This window comes from Methylobacterium sp. E-005 (assembly GCF_022829725.1).
Taxonomy (GTDB): Bacteria; Pseudomonadota; Alphaproteobacteria; order Rhizobiales; family Beijerinckiaceae; genus Methylobacterium.
This window is the reverse complement of the sequence record NZ_JAKSYG010000078.1, coordinates 55,101-63,782: the sequence shown is the minus strand read 5'-3', so window position 1 is coordinate 63,782 and position 8,682 is coordinate 55,101. Positions and strand designations below refer to the sequence as shown.

General features: G+C 70.7%; 12 protein-coding genes and 1 tRNA gene. 2 read left to right on the top strand and 11 right to left on the bottom strand.

Features of this window, described 5'->3' with window-relative positions:
* Nucleotides 1–277 precede the first annotated feature (277 nt).
* Nucleotides 278–541, bottom strand: a complete 264-nt coding sequence (locus tag MKK88_RS08770) for a hypothetical protein (RefSeq protein WP_243998878.1) — start codon at nt 539–541, stop codon at nt 278–280.
* Between the two features lie 213 nt (nt 542–754).
* On the opposite strand from MKK88_RS08770, the gene MKK88_RS08765 reads away from it, so the two are divergent.
* Nucleotides 755–1,045: a hypothetical protein gene (locus tag MKK88_RS08765; RefSeq protein ID WP_160532233.1), complete on the top strand. Its 291-nt coding sequence runs from the start codon at nt 755–757 to the stop codon at nt 1,043–1,045.
* A gap of 2 nt (nt 1,046–1,047) precedes the next feature.
* Here the strand turns inward: MKK88_RS08765 and MKK88_RS08760 are convergent, their stop codons facing one another.
* The 6 genes from MKK88_RS08760 to MKK88_RS33780 all read right to left on the bottom strand — a co-directional run bounded on the left by MKK88_RS08760 (nt 1,048) and on the right by MKK88_RS33780 (nt 6,542).
* Nucleotides 1,048–1,851 carry a class II aldolase/adducin family protein gene (locus MKK88_RS08760; protein ID WP_243998877.1) on the bottom strand — a complete coding sequence of 268 codons (804 nt, stop codon included), beginning with the start codon at nt 1,849–1,851 and terminating at the stop codon, nt 1,048–1,050.
* A 399-nt stretch (nt 1,852–2,250) separates the two neighbouring features.
* On the bottom strand, nt 2,251–2,742 hold the full coding sequence (locus MKK88_RS08755; protein ID WP_243998875.1) for a hypothetical protein: 492 nt from the start codon (nt 2,740–2,742) through the stop codon (nt 2,251–2,253).
* A gap of 1,014 nt (nt 2,743–3,756) precedes the next feature.
* Nucleotides 3,757–5,043, bottom strand: a complete 1,287-nt coding sequence (locus MKK88_RS08750; protein WP_243998873.1) for an amidase — start codon at nt 5,041–5,043, stop codon at nt 3,757–3,759.
* Between the two features lie 103 nt (nt 5,044–5,146).
* A complete protein-coding gene (locus MKK88_RS08745; RefSeq protein ID WP_243998871.1) occupies nt 5,147–5,926 on the bottom strand; it encodes an SDR family oxidoreductase in 780 nt (259 codons plus the stop codon).
* An 84-nt stretch (nt 5,927–6,010) separates the two neighbouring features.
* On the bottom strand, nt 6,011–6,316 hold the full coding sequence (locus MKK88_RS08740; RefSeq protein ID WP_243998869.1) for a hypothetical protein: 306 nt from the start codon (nt 6,314–6,316) through the stop codon (nt 6,011–6,013).
* Nucleotides 6,317–6,407: 91 nt separating this feature from the next.
* Nucleotides 6,408–6,542 carry a hypothetical protein gene (locus MKK88_RS33780; protein ID WP_279602168.1) on the bottom strand — a complete coding sequence of 45 codons (135 nt, stop codon included), beginning with the start codon at nt 6,540–6,542 and terminating at the stop codon, nt 6,408–6,410.
* Nucleotides 6,543–6,762: 220 nt separating this feature from the next.
* Here MKK88_RS33780 and MKK88_RS08735 point away from each other — a divergent pair, with 220 nt between their 5' ends.
* Entirely contained in the window at nt 6,763–7,017 is a 255-nt protein-coding gene (locus tag MKK88_RS08735) for a hypothetical protein (protein ID WP_243998867.1), read from the top strand.
* A gap of 14 nt (nt 7,018–7,031) precedes the next feature.
* Here the strand turns inward: MKK88_RS08735 and MKK88_RS08730 are convergent, their stop codons facing one another.
* From MKK88_RS08730 to MKK88_RS08715, 4 genes are all read right to left on the bottom strand, one after another.
* Entirely contained in the window at nt 7,032–7,484 is a 453-nt protein-coding gene (locus MKK88_RS08730) for a hypothetical protein (RefSeq protein ID WP_243998865.1), read from the bottom strand.
* Complete coding sequence (locus tag MKK88_RS08725) at nt 7,481–7,990, bottom strand: hypothetical protein (protein ID WP_243998863.1); 510 nt, start codon at nt 7,988–7,990, stop codon at nt 7,481–7,483. Before MKK88_RS08725 ends, MKK88_RS08730 begins: the two co-directional genes overlap by 4 nt.
* A gap of 240 nt (nt 7,991–8,230) precedes the next feature.
* The gene (locus MKK88_RS08720) at nt 8,231–8,500 is read right to left on the bottom strand and encodes a hypothetical protein (protein ID WP_243998861.1); all 270 of its coding nucleotides are present in this window, start codon (nt 8,498–8,500) and stop codon (nt 8,231–8,233) included.
* A 99-nt stretch (nt 8,501–8,599) separates the two neighbouring features.
* A tRNA-Val gene (locus MKK88_RS08715) sits at nt 8,600–8,674 on the bottom strand.
* Nucleotides 8,675–8,682 lie beyond the last annotated feature (8 nt).

The following is an 8,682-nucleotide window of genomic DNA, read 5'->3' as shown; positions in this document are numbered from 1 at the left end:
ACATCAAGACGTCGGGCGCGCGCAGCCGGTCCGAGCTGGAGGAGGCGTGCCGGATTTCGCTCCGGAGCCTCCTGGGCGACGCCGCGGTGCCGGATCAGATCGCCGTCCTGATGCCGATCGGCCTCGACCGCTGGCCGCGGGTGGTGGTGAAGGGCCGGCGCCTGCCCGACGTCTGAGGCCCAAGTCGGGGTTTCGAAAGGGCGAGCCCTTTCGCGGGTCCAGGGCAGGGCCCTGGTGCCGGACGCTGTCCGGTGCCGGACGTCGTCCGGGGTGGGCCTCAGCGCCCGATGACCCCCGTCCCGCTCCCCGGGGGGAGCGCGTTCGGGCCGGTGTTGGGGGCCGGCGTCGCGGCCTGGTTCCGCTGGACGTCCATGCGGAGCATGTCGGACTGGGTGGTCTGCTCCTGGCGCAGGGCGCGCATCTGGCTGCCCGCTTCCATGGACTGGTTGGCGGCGTTGGGATTGGTCTGCTGGACCTGGGCCGAAGCCGGGGTGGCGACGAGGGCCGACAGGCCGAGGCCGGCGAGGATGAGGCTGCGCATGATGGGGCGTCCGTGTGGAGGTCTCTCCCCGGTGTGACGGCGCCACGGCCCGCCAAGTTCCGCACCGCCGCCCGGGGGCGACGCGATGGCCCATGCCGCCGGGCCGCCCGCCGACCGGCGTGGTTAGCCGATCCCTCCCGGGCGGCGGGTCTCTTTACGCGTTGTTAACGGCTCCCAGGGGAGTCTGCCGGCGGCGAGTCGGAGTGGTTCGGGATGCGTGTTCTGACGGAGGCGGACGAGCAAGCGGTCGAGCGCCTGACGCTCCAGCTGCTCCACGACGCCTATTGCGACCTCGCCGCCGTGCTCCGCGGCGCGCAGCCCCAGGCCGCCGCCGCGATCCTCGGCGTGATGGAGCAGCGGGTGACCGACGTGCTCAGCCGGATCTGCCAGCAGGGGCTGGAGGGCCCGGCCTCGGTGGCGATCGCGATCGCGGTGGGCGAGCGGATCGGCGCGATCATGGATCAGGCCCACGGCCGCGACACGAAGTCCGCCCTGGCGGCCTGACTTCACCCCTCTGCGAAAACCTCCGGATCGGTGCGCGCCAGCATCCGCTTGAACGCGGCCCACTCGTTGTCGGGCGCGCCCTGGACCACGACGCGGTCGTAGCCGGCGGCGTATTGCCCGGCGGTCTTGGTGGCGACGGCGGCCGAGGGCCGGATCACCGGCGCGCCCGCGGCCTGGATCGCGAGCTGCGCCCGGCACGAGCGCTCCATGTTGTGCATCAGCCGGAACGCCTCGCCGACGGTGCGCCCGCAGGTCAGCAGCCCGTGGTTGCGCAGGACCATGACGGGCTTGTCGCCGAGATCGGCCACGAGGCGCTGGCGCTCGTCGAGGTCGAGGGCGATGCCCTCATAGGCGTGGTAGGCGAGCCGCCCCGTGAACTGCATCGACCACTGGTTCAGGGGCAGGAGCCCCTCCTCCTGGCAGGAGACCGCGACGCCCGCCACCGTGTGGGTGTGGAGCACGCAGACCGCGTCGTGGCGGGCGGCGTGGATGGCGCTGTGGATCGTGAACCCGGCCGGGTTGATGCCGAGCCCCATCGGATCCTCGATCACCCGCCCGTCGCTATCGACGGTGACGAGGTTCTGGGGGGTCACCTCCTCGAAGCGCATCCCGTAGGGGTTGATGAGGAACCGGTGCCCGCCCCCCGGCAGCCGCGCCGAGATGTGGGTGTAGATGCTGTCGTCGAGCCCCAGCCGGTGGATCAGCCGGTAGGCGGCCGCGAGATCGACCCGCATGGTTTGGATTTCGGCGGTGAGGTCGGAGTCCTCGGGGTGGTCCGCGACGAGGGCGGGTGAGGCGGCGTTCATGCGACGGCTCCCTGGTGGGGCTTGGGATCGCGCGGCGACGCGGGCGGTCCCGGGTTCCCGGGCGGACGGCGCATGGTGGCCGAGCCGCGGGACAGCCGTAAGGTGCATCACGGCGCGCTGCTCGGCAAGGTATGTGGTGCCGGGCGGTGCGGGCCGAGGAAGTACGACGAGATCCCCCCTCTTATCTGCACTGTAATCCTAGAGTTCAGCGCTGTAGATTCATGCAGCGAGCTGAGAAAATGCATTGTGGTAGGTAAATTGCGCTGATGCTTATGATTCCGGTCGCGCTTGTGTTATTTCAGTGTGAAAATGACTTTGTATATAAATAACGACTGCGCACTATCGAATGAGCTGGCATTTGATCGGCCCACTATCATCGCGGTATTCTAGTGGCAGAATTTATCTAGGGATGCGAAGAGTGATTCCTGAGCCGGGGCCGGGTGGAATTCCTAGCGCCGTCTCCACGCCAGTGCTTCCGCGGACGTCTATAAGAACCGTGTTGGGCTCTACGAGTAACCCGATGATCTGTTCTGACTCCGGGCGCGGTTGCATCACAGCTTTGGCCCGATACACCTCAAGTCGCGGAATGTCTTGCTCAATTGCTCGGTGGCAAAGCCCGCGGACGTAGAAGCGGTTAAACTCGCTTTCGGCCAGAACTTCGGCGGCGTTGTGAGGAACGCGAACCCGCGTCGTACCGCCTCGAGGTTTCTGGCGAATGGTCGTTTGGTTCATCGCCGCCGCTGTTCGCAGCCGAGCCGCCAACGTATCATCAGAACCCGACTGAGCAGCCTCGCGTAGATAATCGAGCCAATCGCCTTGGGCGCGCTGTGTCAGGTACGAACTGAGATAGAGTCGGTCGAGAGTCACATCTCTCTCGATCTCTTCGAGCATGAAGGCTCAAGTTTCTGCATTAAGGTTTTCGTGGCGCAAACCCATAGCCAAGTCTCAACTCAGACGACCATTTCACCTTTCTAGGTTGGCATGAATGAGTCTAGGTTGCCAGCTAAAGTTGTCGGTGGTTGCAGCAACTGACGATTAGCCGCGCCATCTGCGCATTGTCGGCAACTGGTATTCGTTCGGCACGATCAGGCGCAGCAGGTCTGGCTCGGTCAGGATGGCGAAAGAACAAGGGCGGGGGTCGAGCGTGATGCACCTCCGCTCACCTTGACAAAATTCCTAATCCATGCTCCAAGTCTCTCACCCCGCCGCGACGCGTCGTGAGACGCTTCGGGGTGTCGGTCCGGTCAGCCGCCGGGCCGGCGGCGGTGGGGCGGTGCCCGCGTCTGCCGTCGGCTGCGGCAGCCCCGGGCGCGGGACTCGACACCCCCCGGCTCGGGCTGGGCGGCGGCCGGCGGAGGAAATGCCCCGGTCGTACACCCGAGAAGGGCGACCCTGTCCTGGGCGGTGCGGAGGTCTACGGCGCCCTTCACTACGAGAGGGCGTGCGACGAAGGCTCGCTCGGAAGCGCCGGGGTGCCGCAGGGCAACCCGGGACGGTCTTAGCGTATCGTTCGAGCCCCCCGCGTGACGGACACCGGATGCAGGATCGGACGCGGGGTCGAGACCGGCCCCGGCGTCCGCGGGACGCCGGGAAGCCGGCATTTGCAACGTTGCGTTCGGGCTTCGCGGCGTCCCGCGTCACCCCGGCGGCGTGAGGGTTTAGCCATGCCCCCGGCGGCGCCACGCGCGGGGCCGCGGTTGCGCGTCTCCCTCTCCCCTTTGCGGGGGAGGGTGGCCCCCGAAGGGGGTCGGGAGAGGGGAGCGACGGTGCAGGATGAGTCACCGGCCTTCATGCAGGGCGTGCCCCTTTCTGAAGCCGGGTTCCCCTCTCCCGACCCCTGCTGACGCAGGGGTCTCCCTCCCCCGCAAAGGGGGGAGGGAGACCCGCGGAGCCGCGGCCCACCCCCTACCCCGCCAGCGCCGCCTCGATGCCGGCGCCGAGCGCCAGCAGGCGGCGGTCCTGCCCGTGGCGGGCGAGGAGCATCAGCCCCGCCGGCCGGGCGAGATCCGGCATCGGCAGCGACAGGCCGGTGAGGTCGAAGAAATTGCCGAAGGCCGTGTTGCGCAGCATCAGCCGGTTGGCCGCCAGGAAGGCCGCGTCGTCGGCCTCCAGCGGGGCGGTGAGCGGCGCCGTCGTGGCGGTCGCCGGCAGCGCCAGCAGGTCGAGGGGCGCGAGCCGCCCGTCGAGGGATGCGATCAACTCGGCGCGGCGGCGCAGCGTCCGGATGTAGCGCGTCGCCGGGGCCGCCCGGCCGGCCAGGATCCGGCGGTGGACCCGCGGGTCGTATCGGTCGGCCTGCGCGTCGAGCCAGTCGGCGTGGATCGCGGCGGCCTCGATCGCCGCCAGCGACCCGTCCGGCAGGGCCGCGTCCATGGCGGCCAGGAGATCGTCGATCGGGTGGTCGATCACCCGGGCGCCCGCCGCCGAGAGCCGCGCCAGCGCCCGCTCGAACGCCTCGGCCACCAGGGGCTCGGTCTCGGTGAACAAGAGGCCCCGGGGCACGCCGATCCGCAGGCCCGCGACCGGGAGGGCGTCGAGGGTTGCGGGCTCGTCGCCCGCCATCACGGAATCGGCGGCGGCGCACGCGGCCACGGTCCGGGCCAGCGGCCCGAGGGAATCGAGGGCGTAGGAGAGCGGGAAGGCGCCGGCCAGGGGCACCCGCCGGGCGGTCGGCTTGAACCCGACCACGCCGTTGAGGGAGGCCGGGATCCGCACCGAGCCGCCGGTATCGGAGCCGATCGCAATGTCGCTCGTCCCCTGCCCCACCGAGACCCCGGCCCCGGCGGACGAGCCCCCGGGGATGCGGGCCGGATCGGCGGCGTTGCCGGGGGTGCCGTAATGCGGGTTGAGCCCGAGGCCCGAGAAGGCGAATTCCGACATGTTGGTCTTGGCCAGGATCACCGCCCCGGCACGGCGCAGGCGGGCGACCACCGGGGCGTCGGCCTGGGCCGGGGGCGCCCCCGCCAGGAGGACCGAGCCGGCCGTGGTGGTCTCGCCCGCCACGTCGAACAGGTCCTTGATCGAGACGATCGCGCCGTCGAGCGGCCCGAGGGACAGCCCGTCCCGGCGGCGGGCATCGGCGGCATCCGCCGCCGCCCGGGCGGCATCCGGGTAGAGCCGGGTGAACACCGCCGGGTCCCCCGCCCCGATCCGCGCCAGACGCTCCTCGACCGTATCGCGTACGCTCATCATCCTCACCGCCTGTTGCGCCGAACGGCTTCAGTCCCGGAGCGCATCTCAGGGCTCCGCCCTGAGAACCCGCCCAAGGGCTCGCCCTTGGGAAACCCGGAACCCCTCAGAGCGTGCCCGGATAGGCGCCGCCGTCCATGAGAAGGTTCTGGCCGGTGATGAACCCGGCGTGCCGGCTGCACAGGAACGCGCAGGCCGCCCCGAACTCGTCGGGATCGCCGAACCGGCCCGCGGGGTTCTCCCGGGCGCGGGCTTCGAGGAAGGCCTCCACGCTGAGGCCGGCCTTGGCGGCGAGCGCCCCGGCATTGCCGCGGATCCGGTCGGTGTCGAACGGGCCGGGCAGCAGGTTGTTGATCGTCACCCCGTGCCGCACGGTCTGCCGGGCGAGGCCCGCCACGAAGCCGGTCAGTCCCCCGCGGGCGCCGTTCGACAGGCCGAGATGCGCGATCGGCGCCTTCACGGACGACGAGGTGATGTTGACGATCCGGCCGAACTTGCGGTCGATCATCCCGTCGACCGTCGCCTTGATGAGGGCGATCGGCGCCAGCATGTTGGCGTCGAGCGCCCGGATCCAGGCGTCCCGGTCCCAGTCGCGGAAATCGCCCGGGGGCGGGCCGCCGGCGTTGTTGACCAGGATGTCGGGCTCCGGGCAGGCGGCCAGCGCCGCGGCCCGGCCGGCCTCGGTGGCGATGTCGCCCGCCACGGCGGTGACGGTGGCGCCGGTCTCCCGGCGGATCGCCTCCGCGGTCCGCTCCAGCGTCTCCGCGGTGCGGGCGGTGATCGTCACCGCGACGCCCTCCCGGGCGAGCGCCAGGGCGCAGCCCCGGCCCAGCCCCTTGCTCGCCGCGCAGACCAGCGCCCGGCGCCCGCTCAAGCCGAGATCCATCGTGATGCTCCCCGAGTCGGCCCCTGGCGGGGCGTCCCGCGGGTCATAGCGCGGGGCGGGGCACCCCCGGAAGCCGTCCCGCGCTCAGGCACAGACGCGCAAGCCCGACCGCTCGGCCTCCTGGCGGGCGAGGCTGAGGACGCGGCGGCGCGCCTGGCCGTCGCCGATCGCCAGCCAGTGGCGCACCAGGGCCAGGAGTTCGCCGGCATCCGTGTCCAGCGCCGCGTCCGGGCCCGTATCGGTGAAGAAGGCCTCGACCGGCAGATCGAGTTCGCGGGCGAGCCGCTCCAGCGTGGCGCTCCGGCGCCCCGACCGATGGGCCATCGCGCGCTTCCGCGCGCTTCCGGCAGGCAGCGGCTGAGCCGGCGCCACGAGTGTGAACTGGGTCATGCCTCGAAACCGGCGGCGCCCCCGGAGGGTTTCGCCCCACCCCGGCGGGGTGGCGGCAGGGTAAGGATTTCCTTAACGGCCCCGGCCGCCGTCACCCCGTGCGCGGGTCGCGCGGGGCGGACAGGTCGGGGAACGTCTCCCGCTCCGGGGCGACCCAGCCGGCCCACAGCAGGGCCATCACCCCGGTGAGGAGCGGAAGCGCCGCGCTGAGGACGATGCTGAGCACCACGGCGATCCTGCCGGACGATGTCGAACGGATCCGGGAACCCTGAAGCGACGGACGTATGCGCCGGCTTAAGGCGATCGGTCGCATTGTGGCGACCCGGCTGCGGGCGCGGGACAACGCCCGCCGGGCTGTCCCGCCCACGCCGCGCGCGGGCCTGTTCATCGGATTGTTACAGAGCCGGATTACCGGCCGATCCGGCGGGCGCGGAGGGGGATTCGGGATGACGGCGCGGTACTGCATCGATCCGCTCGATCCGTACGCGGAGGCGCAGGTGCTCGTGACCTACCGGGAGGGCCGGCCGCTTCCCACGCTCACCTCGGTCCTCGACTGTCAGGGGCGCGACCTGCTGCCGGACCTGTCCGAGGCCTGCATCCGGATCCTGCAGCTCGAGATTGCGGTGTATTACGGTCCCGGCGATCCCTTCGCCTGGGCGCTGCACGCGGTCGACGTCGTGGCCGCCCCGGCGCTCGCGTAGGGCCGAGGGCCGAATCAGGCCAGGGCCGGCTCCCGGGTGAGGGCGCCGAATTCGCTGACCATGCATTCGTGCATGCGTCGCAGCCACGCCCGCGCCTCGGCGGTCTGAGCCTCCGCCTGCTCGATTCGCTCGGCCGCCGCGCGGACCTGATCCTCGGCGCGCTCCGCCCGGGCCACCGCCTCGCGCAGCAGGGCCTCGGCGTGGAGCGCCCGATCCTCCGCGGCGCGCGCGGCCGATTCCGCTTCCCGTACGGAGCGCTGGGCCTCCCGCATCGAATCCCAGGCGCTCGTCTGCAGGGTGCGGACCCGGGTGGCGAGGCCGCGCACCGCGGTCAGGGAGGCCGACCAGTCGTCGGGCTCAGGGGCCGGGGCCGGCGCGGGGCCCGAGAACAAGGCCACGACCCGGTCGACTGGGTCGCCGCGCCGGTCGAGAGGGGCCGCGAAGGCTGGGCCGGCGGATCCGCTCATGCCGCGGCCTGATCGGTCATGTCGGAGAACTCGGCGAGGATCGCCTCCTGGACGCGCCCGAGCCATTCCTCGGCATGCCGCGCCCGCTCCTCGGCGGCGCGGGCGCGCGCCTCGGCGGTCTTGACGCGCTCCTCGGCGGCGATGATCTGCGCCTCGGCGCGCGCCTGGATGTCGCGGGCCTGCATCTCCGCGATGCGGGCCCGCTCGTTGGAGGCGTTGATGTCCTCCCGGACCCGCTCCAGCACGTGCTCGATGCGCTCTTCCCGTTCCCGGGCCTGCGTCTCGACCACGCGCGCCTGCCGGGCCGCGGCCTGGACCCGGTGGATCAGCCCGTCCCAATCCTGGGGCGGTGCGGACGGGGTCGGGAGTTCGGCTGGCTCCTGCGTCGACGAGACGACCCGCAGGACGCTGCCCAGGCTGGGTTCGGGCGCGGCGCCGAGCTCCTGCTTGAGGCGCTCGGCTGGCCGGAAACGCGGGTCGTTCAGAAGCCTCTGCAGCTCGCTCACGGACCTTCTGCTCCCTACCGCCGGACTCTGGTCTAACTAAACTGGTAAAAATGGTTAATGGACCGTTAAAACGGGCCCGATCCCACGCGAATGTTGCCGCGCGTACGATCCTCATGAGCCTTCACACGGGTTTCGGCCGGCGCCGCGCGCTCAACCCCGAAAATATTCATCCGCGCAGGACGTTGGTTACGATCGGAAGGGCGATCCGCGGGACCGGCACGCTCTCCAAAGGCGGAGTGGTCAGCGCCAGCGTTCCTTCGTGCAGGCCAGGAGATAGACGGTGCGCATGCAGCGCTCCTTGTCGTCCTGCGAATGGGCATTGCCCATACAGGCATCCATCCCGGAGGTGAGGAGCAGGCGGTCGATGTCGTTCTTGGACTCGCAGGTGAAGATCGGCTGGAAGCCCTCGAACCGACTGACCTGCCAGAAGATCGCGACGAACAACAGCAGGCAGAAGATGCAGACGAGAATCCGGCTGTCGTAGAACCAATGCCTGCGTTCGCCGGTCATGACAGCCCTACGAACCTTCGGCTGCAGTCCGCTGAACCTACGCCCGGTCCGCCGAACCTGAGACCCTTGCGCTGCGGCCGGATGGACCGGGCTGGCAAGTGGTGGAGACGACAGGGATCGAACCTGTGACCTTTCCCATGTCAAGGGAATGCACTACCGCTGTGCTACGTCTCCTCATCGAC